The organism is Ornithinimicrobium pekingense DSM 21552 (assembly GCF_000421185.1).
Classification (GTDB): domain Bacteria; phylum Actinomycetota; class Actinomycetes; order Actinomycetales; family Dermatophilaceae; genus Ornithinicoccus; species Ornithinicoccus pekingensis.
The window spans coordinates 26,128-49,905 of record NZ_ATWJ01000012.1 but is presented as its reverse complement, the minus strand read 5'-3'; the positions used below and the strand labels follow the sequence as shown (position 1 = coordinate 49,905).

At 71.7% G+C, this 23,778-nt stretch carries 22 protein-coding genes; 8 read left to right on the top strand and 14 right to left on the bottom strand.

Going from position 1 to position 23,778, the window contains the following annotated elements:
• Genes K330_RS0113155 through K330_RS23715 form a run of 3 tightly spaced genes read right to left on the bottom strand, consistent with a single transcriptional unit; the run spans position 1 to position 2,263 of the window.
• Positions 1 to 582, bottom strand: a complete 582-nt coding sequence (locus K330_RS0113155; protein ID WP_022922283.1) for a hypothetical protein — start codon at positions 580 to 582, stop codon at positions 1 to 3.
• Positions 579 to 2,123 (bottom strand): sodium/proline symporter, encoded by a 1,545-nt coding sequence (locus tag K330_RS0113150; protein WP_022922282.1) that lies wholly within the window; start codon positions 2,121 to 2,123, stop codon positions 579 to 581. Before K330_RS0113150 ends, K330_RS0113155 begins: the two co-directional genes overlap by 4 nt.
• Complete coding sequence (locus K330_RS23715; RefSeq protein ID WP_022922281.1) at positions 2,120 to 2,263, bottom strand: hypothetical protein; 144 nt, start codon at positions 2,261 to 2,263, stop codon at positions 2,120 to 2,122. Before K330_RS23715 ends, K330_RS0113150 begins: the two co-directional genes overlap by 4 nt.
• Positions 2,264 to 2,498: 235 nt before the next feature.
• Between K330_RS23715 and K330_RS0113135 the strand changes: the two genes are divergently transcribed.
• Positions 2,499 to 4,139, top strand: coding sequence for a PucR family transcriptional regulator (locus tag K330_RS0113135; protein WP_022922279.1), 1,641 nt, complete (start codon positions 2,499 to 2,501; stop codon positions 4,137 to 4,139).
• An 87-nt stretch (positions 4,140 to 4,226) separates the two neighbouring features.
• Here the strand turns inward: K330_RS0113135 and K330_RS0113130 are convergent, their stop codons facing one another.
• From K330_RS0113130 to K330_RS0113095, 8 genes are all read right to left on the bottom strand, one after another.
• Positions 4,227 to 5,867 carry a PucR family transcriptional regulator gene (locus K330_RS0113130; RefSeq protein WP_022922278.1) on the bottom strand — a complete coding sequence of 547 codons (1,641 nt, stop codon included), beginning with the start codon at positions 5,865 to 5,867 and terminating at the stop codon, positions 4,227 to 4,229.
• Between the two features lie 115 nt (positions 5,868 to 5,982).
• Positions 5,983 to 7,356: an aspartate aminotransferase family protein gene (locus K330_RS0113125; protein WP_022922277.1), complete on the bottom strand. Its 1,374-nt coding sequence runs from the start codon at positions 7,354 to 7,356 to the stop codon at positions 5,983 to 5,985.
• 10 nt (positions 7,357 to 7,366) lie between these two features.
• Positions 7,367 to 8,860: a CoA-acylating methylmalonate-semialdehyde dehydrogenase gene (locus K330_RS0113120; RefSeq protein WP_022922276.1), complete on the bottom strand. Its 1,494-nt coding sequence runs from the start codon at positions 8,858 to 8,860 to the stop codon at positions 7,367 to 7,369.
• 138 nt (positions 8,861 to 8,998) lie between these two features.
• Entirely contained in the window at positions 8,999 to 10,444 is a 1,446-nt protein-coding gene (locus tag K330_RS0113115; protein ID WP_229665835.1) for an amidase, read from the bottom strand.
• A 1-nt stretch (position 10,445) separates the two neighbouring features.
• Positions 10,446 to 11,696 carry a M20 family metallo-hydrolase gene (locus tag K330_RS0113110; protein WP_022922273.1) on the bottom strand — a complete coding sequence of 417 codons (1,251 nt, stop codon included), beginning with the start codon at positions 11,694 to 11,696 and terminating at the stop codon, positions 10,446 to 10,448.
• On the bottom strand, positions 11,693 to 13,255 hold the full coding sequence (locus K330_RS21190; protein WP_022922272.1) for a sodium:solute symporter family protein: 1,563 nt from the start codon (positions 13,253 to 13,255) through the stop codon (positions 11,693 to 11,695). The genes K330_RS0113110 and K330_RS21190 overlap by 4 nt, the downstream gene beginning before the upstream one ends.
• On the bottom strand, positions 13,252 to 13,497 hold the full coding sequence (locus K330_RS23710) for a hypothetical protein (protein ID WP_022922271.1): 246 nt from the start codon (positions 13,495 to 13,497) through the stop codon (positions 13,252 to 13,254). The genes K330_RS21190 and K330_RS23710 overlap by 4 nt, the downstream gene beginning before the upstream one ends.
• A gap of 187 nt (positions 13,498 to 13,684) precedes the next feature.
• Positions 13,685 to 14,155, bottom strand: a complete 471-nt coding sequence (locus K330_RS0113095; RefSeq protein ID WP_022922270.1) for a PPOX class F420-dependent oxidoreductase — start codon at positions 14,153 to 14,155, stop codon at positions 13,685 to 13,687.
• A gap of 174 nt (positions 14,156 to 14,329) precedes the next feature.
• Between K330_RS0113095 and K330_RS0113085 the strand changes: the two genes are divergently transcribed.
• Positions 14,330 to 15,238, top strand: a complete 909-nt coding sequence (locus tag K330_RS0113085) for an NADP-dependent oxidoreductase (RefSeq protein ID WP_022922268.1) — start codon at positions 14,330 to 14,332, stop codon at positions 15,236 to 15,238.
• Here the strand turns inward: K330_RS0113085 and K330_RS0113080 are convergent.
• Both K330_RS0113080 and K330_RS0113075 read right to left on the bottom strand, forming a co-directional pair.
• Positions 15,228 to 15,905, bottom strand: a complete 678-nt coding sequence (locus tag K330_RS0113080) for a response regulator (protein ID WP_022922267.1) — start codon at positions 15,903 to 15,905, stop codon at positions 15,228 to 15,230. The genes K330_RS0113085 and K330_RS0113080 overlap by 11 nt on opposite strands.
• Complete coding sequence (locus K330_RS0113075; RefSeq protein WP_022922266.1) at positions 15,902 to 17,479, bottom strand: sensor histidine kinase; 1,578 nt, start codon at positions 17,477 to 17,479, stop codon at positions 15,902 to 15,904. The genes K330_RS0113080 and K330_RS0113075 overlap by 4 nt, the downstream gene beginning before the upstream one ends.
• 234 nt (positions 17,480 to 17,713) lie before the next feature.
• On the opposite strand from K330_RS0113075, the gene K330_RS0113070 reads away from it, so the two are divergent.
• The 5 genes from K330_RS0113070 to rraA are packed head-to-tail and all read left to right on the top strand — an operon-like array spanning position 17,714 to position 21,745.
• Positions 17,714 to 18,736, top strand: a complete 1,023-nt coding sequence (locus K330_RS0113070) for a Bug family tripartite tricarboxylate transporter substrate binding protein (RefSeq protein ID WP_022922265.1) — start codon at positions 17,714 to 17,716, stop codon at positions 18,734 to 18,736.
• Positions 18,733 to 19,278 (top strand): tripartite tricarboxylate transporter TctB family protein, encoded by a 546-nt coding sequence (locus K330_RS0113065; protein WP_022922264.1) that lies wholly within the window; start codon positions 18,733 to 18,735, stop codon positions 19,276 to 19,278. Before K330_RS0113070 ends, K330_RS0113065 begins: the two co-directional genes overlap by 4 nt.
• Positions 19,279 to 20,874, top strand: a complete 1,596-nt coding sequence (locus K330_RS21185) for a tripartite tricarboxylate transporter permease (protein ID WP_022922263.1) — start codon at positions 19,279 to 19,281, stop codon at positions 20,872 to 20,874.
• Complete coding sequence (locus K330_RS0113055; RefSeq protein WP_022922262.1) at positions 20,871 to 21,272, top strand: universal stress protein; 402 nt, start codon at positions 20,871 to 20,873, stop codon at positions 21,270 to 21,272. The genes K330_RS21185 and K330_RS0113055 overlap by 4 nt, the downstream gene beginning before the upstream one ends.
• Positions 21,269 to 21,745 (top strand): ribonuclease E activity regulator RraA, encoded by a 477-nt coding sequence (gene rraA, locus K330_RS0113050; protein WP_022922261.1) that lies wholly within the window; start codon positions 21,269 to 21,271, stop codon positions 21,743 to 21,745. The genes K330_RS0113055 and rraA overlap by 4 nt, the downstream gene beginning before the upstream one ends.
• Positions 21,746 to 21,771: 26 nt before the next feature.
• Here the strand turns inward: rraA and K330_RS0113045 are convergent, their stop codons facing one another.
• Positions 21,772 to 22,272, bottom strand: a complete 501-nt coding sequence (locus tag K330_RS0113045; protein WP_022922260.1) for a hypothetical protein — start codon at positions 22,270 to 22,272, stop codon at positions 21,772 to 21,774.
• Positions 22,273 to 22,479: 207 nt separating this feature from the next.
• Here K330_RS0113045 and K330_RS0113040 point away from each other — a divergent pair, with 207 nt between their 5' ends.
• On the top strand, positions 22,480 to 23,616 hold the full coding sequence (locus tag K330_RS0113040; RefSeq protein ID WP_156875807.1) for a M14 family zinc carboxypeptidase: 1,137 nt from the start codon (positions 22,480 to 22,482) through the stop codon (positions 23,614 to 23,616).
• Positions 23,617 to 23,778: the final 162 nt, after the last annotated feature.

Below are 23,778 nucleotides of genomic sequence, written 5' to 3'. Positions count from 1 at the left end.
TCAGGCCGACCGGACGTAGTGCCGTCCGCTCAGCGCGTCGACCACGACCTCGACCGTGCGCTCGCCCGACCGGCCCGTGACCCACCAGTTGGGCTTGCCGAAGCGGACCGGCGTCTGCGTCAGCTCGGCGCGCTCGAGCAGGTCGAGCCGGCGGCGGCGCGCCAGCAGCCCGGGCAGCAGGGCGTGACCGGCTGCGACCGCCTCGTCCTCGGTCACCCTCGGCGCGGGGTCGCGCAGGACCGGGGCGGCCTCGCTCCAGAGCGCATCGCCCGACGACGCGCTGAGTGCAGCGGCGCGGGTCGTCAGCTCGTCGGCGTCCCACGGGTCCGTCAGGAAGGCGCGCCCGCTGACGAGGTCGACCAGCACCGAGGCCAGCAGCGGCCGCGCCGGAGCGAGCCACCGCGACCGCCGCGTGTCCGTGCCGCAGAGGAACGCCATACCTGCGAAGGGGTGGTGGTAGAGGCGGGCCGACAGCTGCGCGCCCGGGGGCAGCCGTCGGGCGACGGTGCGGACCGCGGCCTCGGCGGGCACGACAGCGGGCCAGACCAGGTCCGTGCCGTGCCCGCTCCGGACGGCGGTCACCGGCGGTCGAGGTCGGGCAGCTGGGAGGCCAGGGTCGGGTCCTCGCCGGCGGCGAGGCGGGCCGGGACCGGGCGCACCCGGGCAGCCTCCTCCACCGCGACGAGCACGTGCTCGGGCACCGGTGAGGAGCGCTGGGTGAGCAGGGAGACCACGACGATCGCGATCACCGAGCAGGTGATGCCGATGCCCATCGGGTCGAAGCCGATGCTGTCGCTGGACCCGGTCAGCTGCGCGGTGACGGCGGCGACGGTGCCCACGACGATCGAGGCCAGGGCCCCGGGGGTGTTCGCCTTCTTCCACCACACCGCGCACACGTAGACCGGGACGAACGCGGCGCCCAGCACGCTGGTCGCGAAGACGACGATGCTGAACACACCGGGCGGCTCGGTGATCGCCAGGACCACGCCGATGACGCCCAGCACCAACACGGTGATGCGGGAGACGTTGACCGAGCTGCGCTCGTCGACCGCCCCCTTGCGGAACCGGCCCCACAGGTCGTGGGAGGCGATGGTCCCGGCCTGGAGGAGGAGGGCGTCGGCGGTCGACATGATGGCGGCCATGATCGCCGCCATGACGATGCCCAGCGCGAAGGAGGGCAGGACGGTCGCGGCGACCTCGAAGATGGCCAGCTCGGGGTTGTCCAGGTTGGGGACGATGACCAGGGCCATCATGCCGATCAGGTAGGCCGCCGGGATGAAGGCGAGGTTGAACCCCGTCGCGTAGAGACCGGCCCGGCGGGCCACGGACGGCTGGCGCATCGCCATGTGGCTGACGTTGACGTGCGGCCAGCCCATGTAGCCGATGGAGAAGATCAGCACCGCGCCGATGATCACGCCCCACTCGCCGAGGTACTGCTGGTCGACGCCCCACATGGTCAGCAGGTCCGCGTCGACGGCCGCGAGCTGCTCGTGGCCGGCGGTGAGACCGCCGACGTACTGCAGGGTGGCGACCAGGATCCACAGCATCCCGATGACCATGACGATGGCCTGGACGAAGTCGGTGTAGGCGACGGCGAGGTAGCCGCCGAGGAAGGTGTAGCCGATGATGACGCTCACCGCGATGATCATCGAGACGTCGACGGACAGCCCGGTGACCATCGCCAGGCCCTGGCCGCCGGCCAGGAACTGGGCCAGGACGTAGAAGAACATGCAGAAAAGCGCGACCGCCGCGGCGATCGCCCGGGTCCAGGGGGAGGGGTAGCGGTGCTCCAGGTAGCCGATCGAGGTGATCGAGCCCAGCATCGCCGACAGCTTGCGCATGCGGCGGCCGAGGATCGACAGGTTGAGCACCCCGCCGCCCACGTCGCCGAGCGCGTACCACATACCGAAGTAGCCCTGGGAGTAACCGAGGGACCCGGCGCCGAGGAACATGTAGCCCGACATCGAGGAGCTCTGCAGCCGCAGGGCGGTCACCGCCGGGCCCAGGCTGCGGTCGGCGAGCAGGAAGCCCTCGGTCGTCGCGCTCTTGCGGCGGGCGGCCCAGACACCGATGCCGAGCATGGCCGCGAAGTAGAGGACGAGGAACACCAGCTCGATGCTCATCGGGTCACCTCGCCGGTGTCCTTGTCCACGTCCTCGACCGACCAGCCGCCGGTGGTGAAGTAGAAGACGAGGGTGTAGACCACCCAGAAACCCAATACGCCGACCATGATGGCCGTCGTCGTCGCGGGCAGACCGAACATCGGTGTTCTCCTCTTTCGGTGTACGAAGCGTGCGGCGGACGGTCGGCGGGTCACTGCACGTGCGCGTCCGCCAGGGGCGCCTCGTCCAGGACCGGCAGCCCGGCGAGCAGGCCGCGGTCCCGTTGCAGATGGCGGCACGCCGACCGGGACGTAGGTCGAGTGTGGCCGCGAACCCTCGCCAAGGACAGGGTCACAGTGTCACGGATCACCGGCCCAGAAGTGACACACTGTCCACGTGGCCGGGCTGAGCAGCAACGACGAGGTGGTGACCTTCCGCATGCTTCTGGAGCTGGAGGAGGTTCGCCGCGGCGCTCCGGAGGTCCTCAACGGGCACGCCGATCTGGACCGACCGGTGCGTTGGGTGCACGTCGCGGACACCGAGGGCGTGGGTGCTCTGATCGAGGGCGGGGAGCTGGTGCTGAGCACCGCCGCGGGCTTCCGGACCTCGACGACGCGCCTCCGTCGGTTCCTGTCCGGGCTGGAGGCGGGTGGAGCCGCCGCGGCGCTCATCGAGCTCGTGGACGAGTCCGGGCTTCCCGACGGTGCGGCCGTCGCGACCCTGAGGCAGGCGGTGCGCGGGCTCACGATGCCCATCGTGCTCCTGAACCGACGCATCAAGTTCGTCCGGGTCACGCAGGCGGGACACCGGCTGCTCATCGGTCAGCAGCTGGCCCGTCTCGAGCGCTCCCGGCAGGTGCACGAGATCTATACCCAGCTCAACCTCGACGGCGCGGACGAGCAGCAGATCGTGGAGACGACCGCCCGTCTGCTGGAGGGGCCGGTGCTGCTCGAGGACGTCGCGCACCGTGTCCTGCTGAGCGCCGGACCCGACCCCGACACAGGTGAGACCGCCTCCGCCGGCCGGCCGGACGAGACGGACGGCACGGCCTGGGCCGGGCAGGTCGTCGGGGCGGCCGGGTCGGTGTGGGGCCGCCTCGTGGCGCCATGGGTGGACCCGGACGACGCGGGGGACATGCTGGTGCTCGAGCGCGCGGCCCAGGCGCTGACCCTCGCCCGCATGGCGGCCCGTGACCAGGCAGACCTGCTTCACCGGGCGCAGGCCGGCTTCCTCCAGGCCCTCATGGCCGGTGACCTGACCGAGGACGAGGCGCAGGAGCGGGCGGACGGCCTGGGTCTTGCGCCGGCCCGCACCTACGTGCCGCTCGTCGTCCACATGTCCTCCGGGCCCGAGCGGGACCTGACGCTGCTCCAGCTGCGTGAGCGGGTCGCGCAGGAGGAGTGGATCGGCGCCGCACGGCCCCTGGCGCCGGTGGTGCTCTCGGCCAGCCTGCGCAGCGGGACCTTCGCCCTCCTCCTCGGGCTGCGGGAGACGGCCGACGTCGACACGGCGCTGACCGAGGTGGTGGCCCGCGTCCGGTCGCGGGCGGACCGCACCGTCACTCGGGACGCGGACCGGGCGGGTCCCGGCGGGGGTGTCGCCTGGACCGTGGGGGTCGGGCCGGCCCGGGACACGCTCAACGGCGCGGCCTTCGGGGTCCGGGAGGCGGCGCAGGTCGCCCGCACGGCCGCTGCCACGGAGACGCGCGACCTGCCGTTCTACCGGTTCTCCGACATCCGCCTGCGCGGCCTGGTCGCCCTGCTGGCCGACGACCCGCGGGTGCGGACCTTCGCCGAGGCCGAGCTCGGGCCCTTGCTCACCGGGCACCCACCCTGGGGTATGGAGCTCCTCGCGCTCTACCTGCGCCACGGCGGCAACAAGAGCGAGGTCGCCCGTGCCGGGCACCTGAGCCGTCAGGCCCTGTACGCCCGGCTGGAGCGGCTGGAGACGGCGCTGGGTGTGTCCCTCGACGATGCGGAGTCGCGGGCGGCGCTGCACGTCGCCCTGCTGTGGGCGCGACTGCGTACCTCGGCCTGACCGTCAGCGTCATGACGAACCCGACCACGTCACCCCCTGGGACGGAGCCGTAGTGCTCGCGGATGTGGGACGCGGCGCCGTCGTGGCTCAGCGCTCGGACTGTCGGTATGCCGAGACCGCCAGCGTCAGTGCCGCCATGACGGCGCCGTCACGCAGGTCACGGCCCAGCTGGGACTCGAGCAGCTCCAACCTCTGGTAGAACACGCTGCGCGACAGGTGGGACTCGCGGGCGGCGAGGGTCCGGTTGTTGGGGTGCCTCAGGTAGGTCTCCAGCACCAGGAGGAGGTCGCTGTCGTGCCGCGCGTCGTAGGCCAGGACCGGCCCGAGCATCTTGTCCACGAAGCCCTGGAGGCTGGTGGACGGGACCTGGCTGGTCAGCAGGTCGATCTCGGTGCCACGAGCGCGCAGCACGTCCCGGGTGCCGGGTCGCCCGGTCTCGATGAGCTCGCGCGCCCGAGCAAGGGCCACCAGCAGGCCGTCGACGTCGTGGCCAGGACCGACGGTGCCTCCGACGGCGAGGAGGTCGAGCGGGAGGGGGCCCGCTCGCAGCCGCGCCGCGAACTCGTCGAGGAACTCCTCGGCGGCCCGCGTTGACGGGTCCACGCTGACGAGACCGACGTAGCCGCCCCCGACGGTCGGTTCCGGCGCGCACAGCAGCCCCATCCGCAGCTGGCCCGCGACGCGGCTCGCGACCTCGCGGACGTCATCCGGGCGCACCGTACGCCCGGAGACCGGGTCCGCCACGACGGTCCAGGCCAGCGCGGACAGCACCCGGTTGTCCACCGTGAGCCCCGCGGCCTTCAACGCAGCCATGGCGTGTCCTGCGGACGTGAAGTCACGTTCGGTGAGCATGCGCAGCAGCCGGCGGTGGCGAACGGTGTCCCACGAGCTGTGACGCGCACCGGCGCTCTCCATCACCCCCAGGGACAGGGACAGCGTGGCCTGCAGGAGCACGAGGTCGACCACCGAGTCGGTGAGGTCCGGCGAGACACCGAGCGCCACCAGCCGCCCGTAGCGCCGTCCGCGTGCGGCCACGTCGACGACGCGTGCCTGGTCGTCCTGGCCAAGGGTCCGTGACCGGGTGGCCCAGTCCGTCAGCACCTCGCCCTCGGACCGGTCGTGCGGGGCGCAGCACACCACCCGGTGCGCGACGTCCTCCAGCACGACCGGGCTGGCGAGCAGGCGCGCCGTCTCGGCCACGACGGTCGAGGGGGATGAGCCGAGCCGGTTGAGCTCGGCGAAGAGCGCCTGGATCCGGTCGCGCGCCTCCAGCTCTGCGACGCGGGAGGCGACCAGCAGGCGGTGCGCCGCCTCGGTGACCGCGACGAACTGCACCTCGCGGTGCAGGACGATCAACGGGAGGCCGGCCTCCGTGCACACCTCGACCGCAGGAGCGGGTGCCTCGTCGTAGCGGCTGCCCAGCTCCAGGACGATGGCCGTCGCACCCGCGCGGACAATGCCGCCGATGTGGGCTCTGAGCTCGTCCCCGTCCGGCCAGTCTGCACCGGTCGTGAGAGCGACCTCCCCTCCCTCGAGGAAGCGGGCCGCCGACCGGGACTCGGTCACGTGCACCCACCGGACCGGGCTGTCGAGCCGGGCGTGACCGGTCAGGATCTCCGGCAGCCCGGCCCGCAGGGACGGGAGGTCGAGAAGGTCGCGGACGGTGAGCCGGTGCGCGGGAAGCTCCGCGGATGGTGCGCGGGGGTCCCGCCCGTCGTGCTCGACCACGTTCCTCCTCGGTGCCCGCCCCACAGTACCTCCGAGGCCGCGCGGGGGCGCCAGCACCTGAGCGCAGGCAGGCCCCGTATGCGGCATACGGAGCCTGCCTGCGACGCTCACCCGGTCAGCTGCCGATGGCGTCGTCCGCGAGGGTCAGCGCGCGGTCGAGGATGTCCAGACCCTCGTGCACCTCCTCCGCCGTCGTGGTGCACGGGGGCACCACGTGTATGCGGTTGAAGTTGGCGAAGGGGAGCAGCCCGTTGGCCTTGCACTCGGCCACGACCCTGTTCATCGCCTCGCTCGTCCCTCCGTAGGGTGCGAGCGGCTCACGCGTCTGACGGTCCTTGACCAGCTCGAGCGCCCAGAACACCCCGGCGCCCCGCACCTCGCCGACGCTGGGGTGGGACTCGAGAATCTGCCGGAGACGGGGGCCGATGATCTCCTCGCCCAGGCGGGCGGCCCCGCCGACCACATCCTCGTCCTGCATCACCTGCAGGGTGGCGACCGCTGCTGCCGTCGCCAGCGGGTGCCCGGAGTAGGTCAGGCCACCGGGGTAGACGCGCTCGTCGAACGTCGCCGCGATCCGAGGGCTGATCGCCACCCCGCCGAGCGGGACGTAGCCGGAGTTGACGCCCTTGGCGAAGGTCAGCAGGTCGGGCACGACACCGTCGTGGTCGACCCCGAACCAGCGCCCGGACCGGCCGAATCCGGCCATGACCTCGTCGGCGATGAGCACGATCCCGTAGCGGTCGCAGAGCTCGCGGACCCCGGTGAGGTAGCCCGGCGGCGGGATCATGATGCCGGCGGTGCCGGGGATGGACTCCAGGAGGATGGCCGCGATCGTCTCAGGGCCCTCCATCCGGATCGTCTCCTCGAGGTGCTCCAGCGCGCGGTCGCACTCCTCCTGCTCGGTGGTCGCGTGGAACCGGGAGCGGTAGAGGAACGGACCGAAGAAGTGCACCACGCCGCTGCTGGCGTAGTCGTTGGGCCAGCGCCGGGGGTCGCCCGTGAGGTTGACCGCCGTGTCGGTGCCCCCGTGGTAGGAGCGGTAGCGGGTGAGGACCTTGTAGCGACCCGTGTGCAGCCGGGCCATGCGGACGGCGTGCTCGTTGGCGTCAGCGCCGCCGTTGGTGAAGAAGACCTTGTCCAGGTCACCCGGCGTCACCTCCGCGATCATCCGTGCTGCCTCGGAGCGCGCGTCGTTGGCGTGCTGCGGGGCGATGGTGCACAGGCGGGCCGCCTGCTCCTGGACGGCCTGCACCACGCGCGGGTGCTGGTGCCCGATGTTGGTGTAGACCAGCTGCGAGGAGAAGTCGAGGTAGCGCTTGCCCTCGCCGTCCCAGACGTGGCTGCCGGTGGCCGAGACCACCGTCATGGGGGTGATCTTGGCCTGGGCGGACCACGAGTGGAACACGTGCTGGCGGTCCAGCTCGTAGGTGCGGGCCGGGTCCAGCAGGGGCTCGGGAGCGGTCTGCCGTGCCTCGATGGTGCTTGTCATCGTGTCCTCCTCAGGCGTTCTGGGGGAAGCCCAGCTCGATGCCGCCGTGGCTCGGGTCGAGCCAGCGGCTGGTGATGGCCTTGGTGCGGGTGAAGAAGTGCACACCCTCGGTGCCGTGGGCGTGGCTGTCGCCGAAAAGCGAGGCCTTCCAGCCACCGAAGCTGTAGTAGGCCATCGGGACCGGGATGGGCACGTTGATGCCGACCATCCCGACCTCGACCTCGTTCTGGAACCGGCGGGCGGCGCCGCCGTCGTTGGTGAAGATGGCCGTGCCGTTGCCGTAGGGGTTGGCGTTGACCAGCTCGAGCGCCTCCTCGTAGGTGTCGACACGCACGACCGACAGCACGGGGCCGAAGATCTCGTCGGTGTAGACGCTCATCTGGGGGCTGACGTTGTCCAGCAGGGTCGGGCCCAGCCAGAAGCCGTCGCTCCCGCCGTCGGCGTCGACCTGACGGCCGTCGAGCACGACGCTCGCGCCCTCACGCTCGCCCGCGTCGATGTAGGCCGAGACACGGTCGCGGTGCTCCTGGGTGACGAGCGGGCCCATGTCGGACTCGCGCGTCCCGTCGCCGATCCGCAGCGTGCGGGTGCGCTCGGCGATCTTGTCGACGAGGGTGTCGGCGACGGGACCGACCGCGACGGCGACGGAGATCGCCATGCAGCGCTCGCCGGCGGACCCGTACCCGGCGTTGACCATGGAGTCCGCGGCGAGGTCGAGGTCGGCGTCGGGCAGGATGACCGCGTGGTTCTTGGCCCCGCCGAGGGCCTGGACGCGCTTGCCGTGGCTGGAGGCGGTCTCGTAGATGTAGCGGGCGATGGGGGTCGACCCGACGAAGCTGACGGCCTTGATGGCCGGGTTCTCCAGCAGCTCGTCGACAGCCACCTTGTCGCCCTGCAGCACGTTGAACACGCCCGGGGGCAGCCCGGCCTCCTCCCACAGCTCGGCCAGCCACAGGGCCGCGGAGGGGTCCTTCTCGGAGGGCTTGAGCACGACGGTGTTGCCCGCGGCGATGGCCAGGGGGAAGAACCACATGGGCACCATGGCCGGGAAGTTGAAGGGGCTGATGATCGCGACCGGGCCGAGGGCCTGCTTGACCGAGTAGGCGTCGACCTTCGTCGAGGCGTTCTCGGTGAAGCCGCCCTTGAGCAGGTGCGGGATCCCGCAGGCGAACTCCACGACCTCCTGGCCGCGGCTCACCTCGCCGAGGGCGTCGGAGAGCACCTTGCCGTGCTCGCGCGTGATGATCTCGGCCAGCTCGCCCTTGCGGGCGTTGAGCAGCTCGCGGAAGGCGAAGAGGACGGCGGTCCGCCGGGTCAGGGACGTGTCCCGCCAGGCGGGGAACGCGGCCTCGGCGGACTGGATCACCCGTCGCGCGTCCTCGACGCTGGCCAGGGCGACCTGCTCCACGACCTCGCCGGTCGCGGGGTTGGTCACCGGGGCCGTGAGGGTCGAGTCTCCCGCGAAGGCCTTGCCGTCGCTCCAGTGCTGCACCGTTGCGGTCATCCTTGTCTCCTTGCTGTCTGCATGCGTCGAACGTCGTCGGTGTCAGTCTGTGCGGCTGGTGGGCGGGGACGGGGTGACGATCTGTCCCCGATCCCGTGCCCGGCCAGACACTTCGTCGGCGGTGCCAGGTGGGTCGGGTCAGCCCGCGGCAGGTATGCCGATCCGGGCGTAGGTCGCGCTCCAGGGCCGGAGCTGCTCGACGAGCGCGCCGACCGCGAAGACCCGGTCGTCCTCGAAGGGGTGCCCCACGATCTGGACCCCGGTCGGGACCCCGGAGGTGGACAGGCCGCTGGGCACGGCCAGCACCGGGCAACGGTTGGCGATGTTGAAGGGCAGCGTCAGGTGCGCCTGCCAGTAGTGGTCCAGGTGCTGGTCGCCGACGGTGATGCCGTCCGTGTAGTCGGCGTCGGCCTCGAGCGCGGGGGTGCAGGAGGTGGGGCAGAGCAGCACGTCGAAGCCCTCCATGGCGGCAGCGAGCTCGGCCTGGACCTGAGTCTCGGCGGTGAGCCCGTCGAGGTAGCTGGTGCGGGCCGCCGCGCCGAGGGCGTCGGCGATGAAGCGGCGCGTGTAGTCCTCGAGGTGGTCGTGGTCCTTCGTCGCGGCAGCCATCGCAGGACCGAGGATGTGCCCGAAGTGGGTGAAGCCGATCTCGGTGAGGCGCCGGTTGGTCCAGGGCAGCTCGATCTCCTCGACCGTGGCACCGGCCGCCTGCAGGGCGCGCGCCACCTCGCGTGTGTTCGCCTCGACCTCGGCGTCCACGGGGTAGTCACCCAGGCGGACGCTCAGGGCGACGCGCAGACCGGTCGGGTCGGCCGCTCCGCCACCGAGATGAAGCGGCGGCCACAACGAGGTGTGGTCGGCCGGGTGCCGCCCGACGAGTGCGTTGGTCAGGGCCCGCACGTCGGCGACGCTGCGGCCCATCGGGCCGTCACCCCGGTAGTGGTCCGCGGACAGGGGAGGTGCCCCGGGGATCCGGCCGTACGGAGCCTTGAAGCCGACCGTCCCCGTGAACGCCGCCGGGATCCGGGTGGACCCGGCGATGTCGGAGGCCGTCGCGAGCGTGGCCATCCCTGCTGCCAGGACGGCCCCGGCGCCGCCCGAGGACCCACCGGGGGAGTACCGGAGGTTCCACGGGTTGCGGGTGACACCCCACAGCCGGCTACGGGTCACTGTCGCGCAGCTGAACTCGGGGGACGTGGTCCGCGCATGGATGACCGCGCCGGCACGCCGCAGCGCCGACACGACCGGGTGGTCGGCGGTCGCCACGTCGTCGCGGCACGCCATCAGCCCCTGCGAGAGGGTGCGGCCGGCCAGGGCGTGCTTCTCCTTGGTCGCCACCGGAAGCCCCAGCAGCGGCGGGAGGTCGCCACCCACGCGGTAGCGGTCCTCGGCCTCCCGCGCCTGCACCAGGGCCTCGTCGAAGAGGGTCTCGGTGAGGGCGTTCACGGCACCGTTGACCTGCTCGGTGCGCTCGATCTGCGCCGTCAGGAGCTCGACCGGGGACAGCTCGCGGCTCCGGAAGAGGCGCAGGGCCTCCGTGGCCCCGAGGTAGGTCAGCCCGCCCGGGCCCGTCTGCTCGGTCACCTCAGCGCCCGTCGTCGACGAACTTCCCGGACAGCATCTCCTGCACGAGCCCCTTGAGGGCCGCCAGGCCCTTGACCATGTCCTCGTCCGTGGAGAACTCGCGCTCGCAGTGCGAGACCCCGTCGACACTGGGGATGAAGAGCATCGCCGAGGGCACCATCGTGTTGAGGGCGACCGAGTCGTGCCCCGCCATCGTCTGCACGCGTCGTGAGGTCAGACCGAGGCCCTCCACGACGCTCTCGGCCAGCTCGACACCGGCCGTCGGGAAGTGGCGGATCGGGCGGACGTCGAAGTCCTTGACGTTGATCACGAGGTTGTCGCGGGCAGCGAGCGCCTCGATCTTGTCCAGCAGCGTCTGGCGGGCCTGCTGGACGATCTCCGGGTCACCGGAGCGGAGGTCGGCGACCAGGTGGACACGGCGCGCGACCACGATGGGGGAGTTGGGCTCCACGACCAGCTGGCCGACGGAGGAGACCAGGGCCTCCTCCGGGAAGTCCTGGGTGACCTGACGGACCATGAGGACGATCTCGGAGGCTCCCACCAGGGCGTCGCGGCGGTCGGCCATCGCGGTGGCGCCGGTGTGCGACTGCTCGCCGAGCACCTCGATGTCGAGCTTCTGGGTGTACCAGCTGCGGTCCACGACGCCGAGGTCGATCCCCTCACGCTCCAGGATGCGACCCTGCTCGATGTGGATCTCGGCGTAGCCGACCGCCTCCGGTCCGTCGTCGGAGCCCAGGAAGCCGATGTCCGCCAGCGCCTTGCGCACCGAGACACCCTCGAGGTCCTGGACGTCGAGCATCTGCTCGAGCTCGAACAGGCCGGCGAAGACCGAGCTGCCCATGACGCTCGGCGCGAAGCGGGCGCCCTCCTCGTTGAACCAGTTGACGACGGCCAGGTTGTACCTGGGCGCCTCCTGGTCGCCGGCGGTGATGGCCTCGTCGATCTGGGCGGCCACGTGCATCCCGGCGATGACGCCGTAGGACCCGTCGAAGCGGCCCCCCAGCGGCTGGGTGTCCAGGTGGGACCCCACGAGCACGAAGGGCGCGCCCTCACGCCACTCGAAGAGACCGAACATGTTGCCGATCTCGTCCACCAGCACCCGGCGGCCGCGGTCCTGGAACCATCCCGCGAACCAGCGGCGCACGTCCCCGTCGAGGTCGGTGGCGGCCTGCCGGTCGACCCCGTCGTTGTCGGTGGCGCCGATCGTGGCGGCGTGGTGGAAGTCGGTCAGGAAGGCTGCGTCCTGGCTCATCGGTCGTTCCTCTCGTCACGAGCGGTCGTTGGGGCCGCCTCCGGCGCCTCAGGCACCTCGTCGATGCCGTCGGTGCCGTCGTCCCAGGCCTCGGCGGCGAAGAGCTCCCGGTCCTCCTCGAGGGTGGCCAGCAGCGCGTCCGGGCGGGGCGTGGTGAACAGCGAGACGACCACGAACACGGCGATGTTGATGACGAGGGCGAGCAGGCCGCCACCACCGGCGTCGAACGGGGGCGGGGTGAGCGCCGGCACGAAGGTGAACAGCACCAGGAAGCCGACGCCTGCCAGCAGACCGGCCATCGCGCCGGTGGCCGTCGAGCGCTTCCAGAAGAGAGCACCGACCGTGGGGACGATGACCTGGGCGGTGCCGGCCAGCGCGACCAGGCCGACGGTGACCAGCAGCCCGGGCACGAAGAGCGCCATGACGTAGGCGATCGCCGAGAGCACCAGGATCGTCCAGCGGCCGACCCAGACGAGCTGGCGCTCGCCCATCCGGGGGTTGATGTAGGTCTTGTGGAAGTCGAGCGTGTAGACCGACGACATCGAGTGGATCTGGGAGTTGGCCGTCGACATGGCCGCCGCGGCGCCGCAGGCCACGAGGAGGGAGGCCAGGACGAAGGGGGCGTACTCGTAGAGCATGATCGGCAGGATCTTGTCCGGCTCGGCGGCGTCGGGCTCGAGGATGACACCGGCGTTGCCGACGAGCATGGAGCCGAAGTAGGACAGCGCCGCCAGGCCCAGCAGGAAGGGCATGAGGTCGAACAGGCGGGCCGACTTCACCGCATACATGCGGGTCCACAGCTGCGGCCCCATGAAGGCGCCGAGCGGGGTGATGACGAACATCGCGATCCAGGTCATCCAGGCGCCGTCGGCCAGGACGAGGTTCTCGGGGCGGGCGGTGGCGATCTGGTCGAACATGCTGGCGGGGCCGCCGAGCTCGGCCGCGATGAGCAGGCCGGCGACGACCATGCCGAAGAACAGCAGGACCCCGTAGAAGATGTCGGTCCAGGCCACGGCACGCAGACCGCCGGACCACACGTAGATGATGATGACGACGTAGAAGAGGAGCGCGGCCCAGGCGAAGGGGATAACCCCGCCGGAGGCCACCTCGATGAGGTAGGCGCCGCCCGAGAGCTGGATCTGCAGGTAGGGCAGGGTGAACACCAGCATGATGATCGCCACGAGGTTGCCCACCGCGGACGAGCCGTAACGGTTCTTGAAGAAGTCCTTGGGCGTGATGAAGTTCCACCGCTTGCCCAGGAACCAGACCCGCTTGCCGATGACGTAGTACATGAGCCCGAAGGCGATGTTCCACGCCAGGGCGGTCCAGAAGAGCGGGCCGTTGAGGTAGAACGACGCGTTGGAGCCGAGGAAGGCGAAGGAGCTCCACCAGGTCGCGGCGACCGTGAAGAACACCGCGACCGAGCCCATGCCCCGGCCCTGGAGGAAGAAGTCCTCCGTCGTGGGCAGCGACTTGCGGCTGGCGACGGCGCCCATGGCCAGGGGGATCAGCATGAACCCGGTGATGATCAGCACCGCGCTGACGTTGTTGGCGTTCATCGGTCAGCTCCTGGGGCGATCGGGGCACGGCCCCAGCGGGTCAGGTAGGCGTAGAGCATCACGGCGCACATGTAGGCCCACCAGATGATGTTGTAGCCGTAGATGAAGGGCAGGCCGAAGATCTCCGGCTCGGCTCGCTTGTGGAAGAAGAACACTCCGGGGAACTCCATGGCGGCCAGTCCCAGCAGCAGGAGCGCCCAGATGACCAGGCTCTTGCTGGTCCATCGAGACGACGTGGGCATCTTCGCCCCTTTCCCGCGCACCGTCGGCAGCCAGGGGCGGCTGCAGCAGCGGGCACGATGTGTGTGTGTCGGCGAAAAGGTCGTCGTCGATGCTGTCAGGGGCTGACGCAGGCGCGGGCCGACACAGTGACCGGCAGCGGGGCCGCTTCCGGACGGTCTGTCCTGGCACACGACCGCGCCCGCGGCGTCAGTCGGTGTCCGCCAGCCGCGCGGGGAACCCTCCGGTCGCGACCGGCGACCACCGCGTCGGGGTGATGCGCAGCAGCGACTTGCCCTGCGCGACCATCGCCTCGCGGTACTCGTCCCAGTCCGGGTGCTCGCCGGCGACCGCCCGGAAGTAGTCGACGAGCGGCTCCACCGAGTCGGGGCAGTCGATGACCTCGCACTCGCCGTCCACCTGCACCCACGCCTCGCCGAAGTCGTCGGAGAGGACCAGGACGTTGACCCGTGGGTCGCGCCGGGCATTGGCGGTCTTGGCCCGCTCGGGGTAGGTCGAGATGACGATCCGGCCCTGCTCGTCCACGCCGCCGGTGACCGGTGACGCCTGCGGGCGGCCGTCCTGCCGGGTCGTGATCAGCACCAGGTTGTGGCGCGGCCGGACGAAGTCCAGCAGCTGCTCGAGGTCGACGTCGGTCGTGGTCGCGATGGTCCTGGCCATGGCCACCAGTCTGCACGCCAAGACCTCTACGCTGCTCCGGTGAGCGACGACGACCCGGCCGACGAGCTGCGCAGGTGGGCCAGGATGGCCGAGTGCATGCGCCAGGACCACCGCGCGGTCGCGCTCGCGCGGGCCGCCCTGTGGCCCGAGGCTTGAGCGGACAGGAGAGACGCGATGCAGATCTACGGGTTCGAACGGTACGGAGCGGCAGACGTCGAGGCCTACCTCGAGGTGCCGTCGCCCGGGCCCCGGGAGGGCGCGGTGCTGGTCGACGTGCGGGCCGCGGGCCTCAACCCGGCCGACATCAAGGTTCGCAGCGGTCAGCGCCAGGGCACCGTCCCGGTGGCCTTCCCGATGGCCATGGGCCGCGAGGCGGCGGGCACCGTCGTCAACGACCCGTCAGGCACCTTCGCCCCCGGCACGCCGGTCTTCGGCTCATGCGCCGCAGGCGTGGGCGCGCTCGGGGAACAGACCGTGCTCGAGCTCGTGCAGACCGCCGTCGTGCCCGACGGGGTCAGCGTCGAGCAGGCCGCCTGCATCCCGGTCGCGCTCGGCACCGCCTGGGACGCGCTCCACGAGCTGCGGGTGGGCGCCGGTGACACCGTGCTCGTGCTCGGCGCCGGCGGGGGCGTCGGCATCCACGCGGTCCAGCTGGCACGGCACCTCGGCGCGCAGGTCGTGGGGGTCGCGAGCGCCCAGAAAGGACCGCACGTCAAGGAGGCGGGAGCCGTCCACGTCCCCTCCGGCGAGGGCTGGGTCGAGCGGGTGCGGCGGGCCGCGCCCGGCCCCGTCGACGCAGTGCTCGACACCGTCGGCGGCCTGGTCCTGACGGAGGCTGCAGCGCTGCTGGGCGACCCGGGCCGGCTGCGCAGCGTCGCCGCGCCCGCCACGGCGCAGGAGGTCGGTGGCAGCGGCGTCACCCGCCGCCGGACCGGCGCGGTGTATGCCGAGATCGCGCAGCTCGTCGGACAAGGGGCCCTCCGCCCGGTGATCAGCGCGACCTACCCCTTCGAGCGCGCAGGTGAGGCGACCGCTGCCGTCGCGGGCGGCCACGCCCTGGGCAAGGTCGTCGTCACCGCGTAGGCGGGCCGGCGCTGTAGCGCCGCTCGGGCCGGCCGACCTCGCCGTAACGCAGCCGGACCTCGGCCCGGCCGGTGGTGGCCAGGTGCTCCAGGTAGCGACGGGCGCTGACCCGCGAGATCCCGGCCGTTTCGGCCGTCTCCGCCGCGGACAGGTCACCGCCGGCCTCCGACAGCACCTGGAGCACGAGCTGCAGGGTCTCCGGGCTCAGGCCCTTGGGCAGCGCCGCCTGCGTGTGACGGGGCGTGGCGAAGAGCCGGTCGACGTCGTTCTGCTCGGGCGTCACACCCGGGGCGAGCGCACGGTGCGTGCGTCGGTAGTGCTCGAGCCGCTCCTGCAGGTCGGCCTGGCTGAACGGCTTCATGAGGTACTGCACCGCCCCGCCGCGCACCGCGCGCTTGACCGTGTCGGCCTCCCGGGCGGCCGTCACCACGATGACGTCCATGTCCGGTGCGGCCTCCCGCAGGCCGGCGATGATGTCCAGCCCGGAGGCCCCGGGCAGGAAGACGTCGAGCAGCACCAGGTCCGGCTGCAGGCGCGCGGCCGCCTCCAGCGCGGCCTGCGGGTCGTGCGCGGTGCCGACCACCTCGAAGCCGTCGCACCGGCGCACGAAGCCCTCGTGGATCCGGGCCACCATGTAGTCGTCGTCGACGATCAGGACACCGATCACGTCGCCACGACCTCCTTGTCCTTCTTGAGCAGCCGGGCGACGAACACGGCGCCGTCCTTGTTGTGCACCGTCACGTCCCCGCCGCGCCGGCGGCAGACCAGCCGCACCATCGCCAGCCCGAAACCGTGCCCGCCGACGGCGCCGGAGGCCTTGGTGGTGTACCCGGACCGGAAGAGGTCGGCGGCCGTCTGCTCGCTCACCCCCGGCCCGGAGTCGTGCACCCGCACGGTCACCGCCTGCTCGTCGTCGGTGAGCGAGACCTCGACACGCTTCTCCGGCGCGTCCGCCAGCGCGTCGAGCGCGTTGTCCACCAGGTTGCCGACCACGGTGACCAGGTCGCGGGACAGCTCGTCGTCCACCCGGGCCAGGCGCGAGTCCTCGGTCACGACAAGCTGGGCGCCCCGCTCGCTGGCCAGGGAGTCCTTGGCGATCAGCAGGGCCGCGACCGGCGGGTCCGACACCCGCGCGGTGATGTGGGTGTAGAGGGTGTCGCGGTGACGGCTGATGCCCTCGACGAAGTGCACAGCCTCGTCATACTCCTCGAGCTGGAGCAGGCCGGAGATCGTGTGCAGCTGGTTGCTGAACTCGTGGGTCTGCGCGCGCAGCGTGCCGGTCGTGCGCCGCGAGGTGTCCAGGGCGCGCTCGAGCGCCTTCATCTCGGTGCGGTCCCGCATCGTGGTCACCGACCCGATCACCGCCCCGTGCGAACGCACCGGCATCCGGTTGAGCACCAGCAGTCGCGGACCCACCACCAGCAGCCGGTCGCGCGTCGACCCCTCGGTCAGCGCCTCACGCAGCTCCGGGTCGTCGGTGAGCTCCTCCAGCGGACGGCCCACGGCGTCCGGGGGGAGCCCGAGCAGGCGCCGGCCTGCGTCGTTCATCAGCGTCACCCGCCCGGTCGGGTCGAGGGCGAGGACCCCTTCGCGTATGCCGTGCAGCATCGCCTCGCGGTGCTCCACCAGCCCGGCGATCTCGGTCGGCTCCAGCCCGAGGGTCTGCCGCTTCACGCGGCGGGCGAGCATGGTCGAGCCGATGACCCCGATGATCGTCGCCAGCCCCACGTAGACGAGCAGGCCGCGTCCGGCCAGGGAGAGCCGCTCGGCCACGGCGGGCAGGTCGCGCTCGATCCGCGCGATCCCGACCAGGGTCCCCTCGTCGTCGAGGACCGGCACCTCGGCCGCCACCGTGGGCCGGTCCGCCAGGGCGCCGGACCAGGACCGGGAGGAGGGCAGCGCCGTCCGGTCGTCGGCCAGGGTCGCACCGACGTCGCTGGGTCGCGAAGAGCCGACCACCGTGCGGTTGGGCCGCAGGAGCGCGGCGACGTCGGAGCCGGACACGGTGCGCACCGTCTCGCCCACGGCGGCCAGCGAGGCGCTACCACCCGGCACCGCGGTCGGGAGCAGGGAGCGGACGGTCGGGTTGCCGGCCAGGTTCTCCGCCGCCGAGAGCGCACGGCGGCTCTCGGTCCGCTGGATCTGCTCACCGGTCTGGGCGAAGGACAGGACGCCGACCGTGGTGACCACCAGCGCCACGATGACCAGCTGCAGGAGGAGGAACTGGCCGGCGAGCGTCATACGCCCTCGTCCCACGACTCACCTCCGTGCTTCCTGCTCGCTCGCAGCACGGCTCAGGACCGGCCTGGGCCACCCTCCATCCTGCCAGCCGGAGCCGCCCGGGCTGCCCCGCCGGAGGCGTCTGCGGCGTGACCATTAAGAACTCAAAGACCGCTGCGACCGCAACGGTGACGCGCGCCGCGGCCGGGGTGAGGATCGTCCGCGTACCCGTCCCCTCGACGAAGAGGCCCTGCCATGACCCGCTCGACCTTCCGCATCTCCGCCGCCCTCGCCGGTGCCGCGCTCGCCCTCTCGGCGTGCGGCGTGACCGGCTCCGACTCCGGCACCCCGGCCGACGGGGGTGGCAGGACCGGCTCCGCGGAGGCGCAGCCGCTGACCGACAAGCGCATCATGGTGCCCAACTCAGCCGGTGGCGGCTACGACCAGACCGCCCGCACCGCCGCGCAGGTGATGGAGGAGACCGGCATCTCCTCCGGCCTGGAGGTCTTCAACCTCGAGGGCGCCGGCGGCACCGTCGGCCTGGCCCGCCTCGTCTCGGAGGAGGGCAACGCCGACCTGGCCATGCTCATGGGGCTGGGCGTCGTCGGCGCCAGCTACACCAACGACTCCGAGGCCACCCTGACCGAGACCACCCCGCTCGCCAAGCTCATCGAGGAGCCGGGCGCGATCATGGTGCCGGCCGACTCCGAGTTCGAGACCATCGACGACCTCGTCGAGGCCTGGAAGAAGGACCCGGGCGGCCTGTCCGTCGGCGGCGGCTCCAACCCCGGCGGTCCTGACCACCTCCTGCCGATGCAGCTCGCGCAGGCGGTCGGCATCGACGCCACCGAGGTCAACTTCGTCTCCTACGACGGCGGCGGCGACCTGCTCCCGGCGATCCTGGGTTCCAAGCTCGACTTCGCCACCTCCGGCGCCGGCGAGTTCAAGGACCAGATCGAGACCGGGGAGATCCGCGTCCTCGCCGTCTCCTCCGAGGAGCCCGTCGAGGGCATCGACGCCCCGACCCTGACCGAGTCCGACATCGACCTCGTCTTCACCAACTGGCGCGGCATCGTCGCCCCTCCCGGCATCGAGGACGCCGACCGCGACGCCTGGATCGCGGCCCTGGAGCAGATGCACTCCACCCCGGAGTGGGAGGAGGCGCTGGAGACCAACGGGTGGACCGACGCCTTCGTCACCGGCGACGACTACGCCGAGTTCCTCACCGAGCAGGACGAGCGGGTGGCGAACGTGCTGACGGAGCTCGGGCTGGGATGAGCACCGCACACGGCACCACGGGCGGGACCGGCGCCCCGGCGCCGGCCCGTCCGGGCCGGCTGTCCGGCCGCTCGGAGCTGCTCGTCGCCGGGCTCCTGGCCGCCCTGGGCGTGCTGGTCCTCGTCGACGCGGTCGGCCTCAACGCCCCCTACTCCCAGTCCGACCCGGTCGGGCCCCGGACCGTCCCCTACATCGTCGCCGGCCTGCTGGTCGTGTGCGCGGTGTTCCTCGCCGTCGACGTCCTCCGCGGCGGGCACGGGGAGGCCGAGGGCGGCGAGGACGTGGACCTGAGCCACCCGACCGACTGGCGCACCGTGGTGCCGCTGCTCGCGGTCTTCGCCGCCAACATCGCGCTCGTGGACACCCTGGGCTGGGTGATCTCCGGCACCCTGCTGTTCTTCGGGTCCGTGGTGGCCCTGGGCAGCCGGCACTACGTGCGCGACCTGGTCATCTCCGTGCTGCTGGCCGTGGGCAGCTTCTACGGGTTCTACCTGGGCCTGGGCATCCCGCTGCCCGCCGGCCTGCTCGAAGGAGTGCTCTAGATGGAGGTCCTCGACGCCCTGGGCCAGGGCTTCGCCACCGCGGCCACCCCGGTCAACCTGCTCTACGCCTGCATCGGCGTGCTGCTGGGCACCGCTGTCGGGGTGCTGCCGGGTCTCGGCCCGGCCATGACGGTGGCGCTGCTGCTGCCCGTCACCTTCGCGCTGGAGCCGACGAGCGCGTTCATCATGTTCGCCGGCATCTACTACGGCGGGATGTATGGCGGGTCCACCACCTCGATCCTGCTCAACACCCCGGGCGAGTCGTCCACGGTCGTCACCGCCATCGAGGGTCACAAGATGGCCAAGGCCGGGCGCGCCGCGCAGGCCCTGGCCACCGCGGCCATCGGCTCGTTCGTCGCCGGCACGATCGGCACCGCCCTGCTCGCCTTCTTCGCCCCCGTCGTCGTGCGCTTCGCGATCTCGCTCGGAGCCCCCAGCTATCTGGCGATCATGCTGCTCTCGCTCATCGCGGTCACCGCGGTGCTGGGCAGCTCGCGGGTGCGCGGCTTCTCGGCCCTGGCGCTCGGCCTGGCGATCGGTCTTATCGGGCTCGACCCGGTCACCGGCCAGAGCCGGCTGACGTTCGGCGAGATCCAGCTCGTGGACGGCATCGACATCGTCGTCATCGCGGTGGCGATCTTCGCCGTCGGCGAGGCGCTGTGGGTGGCTGCCCACCTCAAGCGCTCCTCCGCCGCGGTCATCCCCGTCGGTCGGCCCTGGATGTCGCGCGAGGACTGGGGCCGGTCGTGGAAGCCCTGGCTGCGCGGCACGGCATACGGCTTCCCGTTCGGCGCCCTGCCCGCGGGCGGCGCGGAGATCCCGACCTTCCTGTCCTACGTGACCGAGAAGCGCCTGACCAAGAAGCCCGAGGAGTTCGGCCACGGCGCCATCGAGGGCGTGGCGGGCCCGGAGGCGGCCAACAACGCCTCGGCCGCCGGCACGCTCGTGCCGATGCTGGCCCTGGGCCTGCCGACGAACGCCACCGCCGCGGTGATGCTGGCCGCCTTCATCCAGTTCGGCATCCAGCCCGGGCCGCTCCTGCTGGAGCGCGAGCCGCAGCTGGTCTGGGGTCTGATCGCCTCGCTCTTCATCGGCAACACCCTCCTGCTGCTGATCAACCTGCCGCTGGCGCCGGCGTGGGCCAAGCTGCTGCAGCTGCCGCGCCCCTACCTCTACGCCGGCATCCTCTTCTTCGCGACGCTCGGCGCCTACTCGGTCAACCTGCAGTGGTTCGACCTGCTGCTGCTGATGGTGCTGGGGCTCCTGGGCTTCATGATGCGCAGGTACGGCCTGCCCGTCCTGCCCCTGATCATCGGCGCGATCATCGGCCCGCTCGCCGAGCGCCAGCTGCGTCAGGCGCTGCAGCTGTCGTCCGGCAGCCCGACCGGGCTGTTCAACGAGCCCATCGCGATCGGCACCTACGTGATCATCGCGGTCATCCTGCTGTGGCCCTTCCTCGCCAGGGCGGTGCGTGGCGCCCGGGGCTCCGGCCGCGACGCGGACGACCAGACCCCCGGCCCCCGCACGCCGGGCCAGACCGGCCGGACCCGCGCAGACCACGACCAGAGCACGCCCTCACACACGGAGCAGACATGACTATCCTCGTCGGCTACATCCCGACCCCGGAGGGCCAGGCCGCCCTCCAGCACGCCATCGCCCAGGCCCGCAAGGACGACGCCTTGCTCGTCGTCGTCAACTCCTCCCGCGGCGAGGCCGCGGGCGACCCGCGCCTGCTGTCGGAGGAGCAGCTGGGCTCCGCCGAGGAGCAGCTCAGCGGAGCCGGCGTGGAGCACCTGGTTGTCCAGCCCTCGCGCGGTCGCTCGGCAGCCGACGAGGTGCTGGCCGCGGCCGACGAGCACCGCGCCGACCTCATCGTCATCGGCCTGCGGCGGCGCTCGCCGGTCGGCAAGCTCATCCTGGGGTCCAACTCCCAGCGCATCCTGCTCGAGGCCACCTGCCCGGTGCTCGCGGTCAAGCCCGGGGGTGCCGCATGAGCGCGGCGATCGGGACCGCGGACCTGTACGACGAGTATGAGGAGCGCCTCGAGTCCTGCGACCTGCAGCTGCGGCAGTACGGCGGCCGGCGCGTCTTCGCCGGTCCGATCGCGACCGTCCGCTGCCGGGAGGACAACGCCCTGGTCAAGGCGACCCTCGCCACCCCCGGCGAGGGGCGCGTCCTGGTGGTCGACGGTGGCGGCTCGCTGCACACCGCGCTGATGGGCGACCTCATCGCCGCCTCGGCGGTGTCCAACGGCTGGGCCGGCGTGGTCATCCACGGGGCCGTGCGTGACGTCGCCGCGCTGGCCGAGCTGGACCTCGGGGTCAAGGCCCTCGGGTCCAACCCGCGCAAGAGCGCCAAGACCGGGGCGGGGGAGCGCGACGTGGTCGTGTCCTTCGGCGGCGCGACCTTCACCCCCGGCGCCCAGCTGGTCAGCGACGACGACGGGGTCGTGGTCCTGCCCGTGTGACGGACAGGTGTCACTCGGGCGGCCCGTCAGAACAGACAGGCCATGAGCGGACCCATGAGGTCCTCCATGGCCTCGTCCTCCTTGCCCTGGAACATCATCGAGAACAGCTCGGTGAGGGCCTCCTCGTCCATGACCTCCCCGATGCACTCCTGCTGCTCGGCGGTGAGCTCCTCGTCGGCGGCGATCTCCTCGGCGAACATCGTCTGGGCGTCGACGCACCCGACGAAGACCTCGGCGGAGGCGTCGGCGTCCTCTGCCGACATCGTCACCTCGTCCACGGACTCGTCGACCTGCAGGTCGTCGGTGAGCATCCCGTAGCCCTGCAGCTGCTCGACGCCGACTGTCTCGACCAGCCCCTCGCCGACGCAGTCCGCCTGCTCTTGGTCGACGGCGAAGGAGTCCTCCTCCTGCTCCATCATCGAGGCCGAGATCGCCTCCGCGGCCTGGGCCTCGTCGTCGTTGCCGCAGGCGGCGAGCGACAGCGGCAGGGCGAGTGCGATCGCGACCACGAGCGCGCGGTTCTTCATACAGGTCCCCATCCCGGCGGCACGTCGGCCCCCCGTCGTCGGCCCGTCGGGCCGGCGCGCCGGCACTGGCGCGCGGGGCCGACGCTAGCAGTTGGGCAAGTCTTGACCTGCGCCATACCCCGTCTTGACCGGGTCCGGCCTAGCGTGACGAGGGCCACAACGAGCGTGGCCACCAGGGTCACGCCGGCACGACCCGAAAGCGTGGACATGAGATCACGACGTCGAGTTTTCGCCTCTCTGAGCTCTCTCGTGCTGGCCGGGGCGGTGGTCGCCGGCACCCAGGTCGGCGCGGCCCAGGCCGACCCGCCCGAGACCACCCCCGGAGGTCCCTGGGGTGAGGAGAGCGCCCTGAACGGGGTGGCCTCCTACGAGGACATGTGGGCCACCCTGCAGAAGCTGGAGAACCGCGGAGCCATCCAGCTCGAGCCGGCCCCGTTGCCCACCAACCTGGGCCGCGAGATCCCCGTGGTGACGATCGGCGACGGGCCCACCCCGGTGATGCTCATCGCCAACCAGCACGGCAACGAGTTCATGGTCAGCCGCGGGATGATGGACCTGATCCAGCAGGTCGCCGGCAGCAACAACCCCGAGACGCGGGCCATCCGCGACGCCCTAACGGTCACCATCGTGCCCCGCGTCAACGTCGACGGCTTCGACGGCGAGGCGACCGACTCCCGGGGCGCCACGACCCCGTGGCGCCAGAACGTCGACCCGACCTGCGTGGTGGGGTGCGACTTCTGGCTGTCCGGCCGCGGCTACGACATCAACCGCTACCACTCCTACGCCGAGTCGGCCTACGACAACCCCTACGCCGAGGGTGAGGACACCCTCAACGAGGTGCCCGAGGCCATCGCGATGCGCCTGCTCTGGGACGACCTGCAGCCGGTCGTCATGGTCGACTACCACCACCAGGGCACCTACGTCGACGACGACGGGCGGATGATCACCGGCTCGATCATGTGGCCCAACGCGACCGACACCGCGGCCGAGCTCGGGATCTCCGACGAGTTCGCGCAGACGATCACCGAGTCCCAGCGGGCGGCGTCGGTGATGCTGCAGGCGGTCGACGGCTACGGCTACGCCAACATCACGCGCTACCCCAGCACCGAGACGCCGGGCATCGCCCGCAACGCCTACGGCCTGCTCGGGTCTGCCTCGGTGCTCTTCGAGCTGCGCGGCGGCATCGGCCAGAAGTCGGCCGGCTACATCTCCAAGACCGCCAGCGTCACCGGCTACGAGCTGCTCAAGGCGGTCGCCGACGGCTCGTGGGAGACGGCCGACCTGTCGCCGATCGAGAACATCCGCGAGCGCGGCGACTTCGTCGGCGACCCGCGGGGGGAGTAGGCGCCTCAAGGCACACCTCACAGGAAGTGTGAGAGCCCGTCGGGCACGGGCATGGGCCACTCAGGTGAGTGCGCCGTGCATGCTTGGCGCCCGGTCGATGCGCATGGGCCACTCAGGTGAGTGGGGTGTGCACGCCTGGCGTCGGCCCGGCGGGCACGGGGC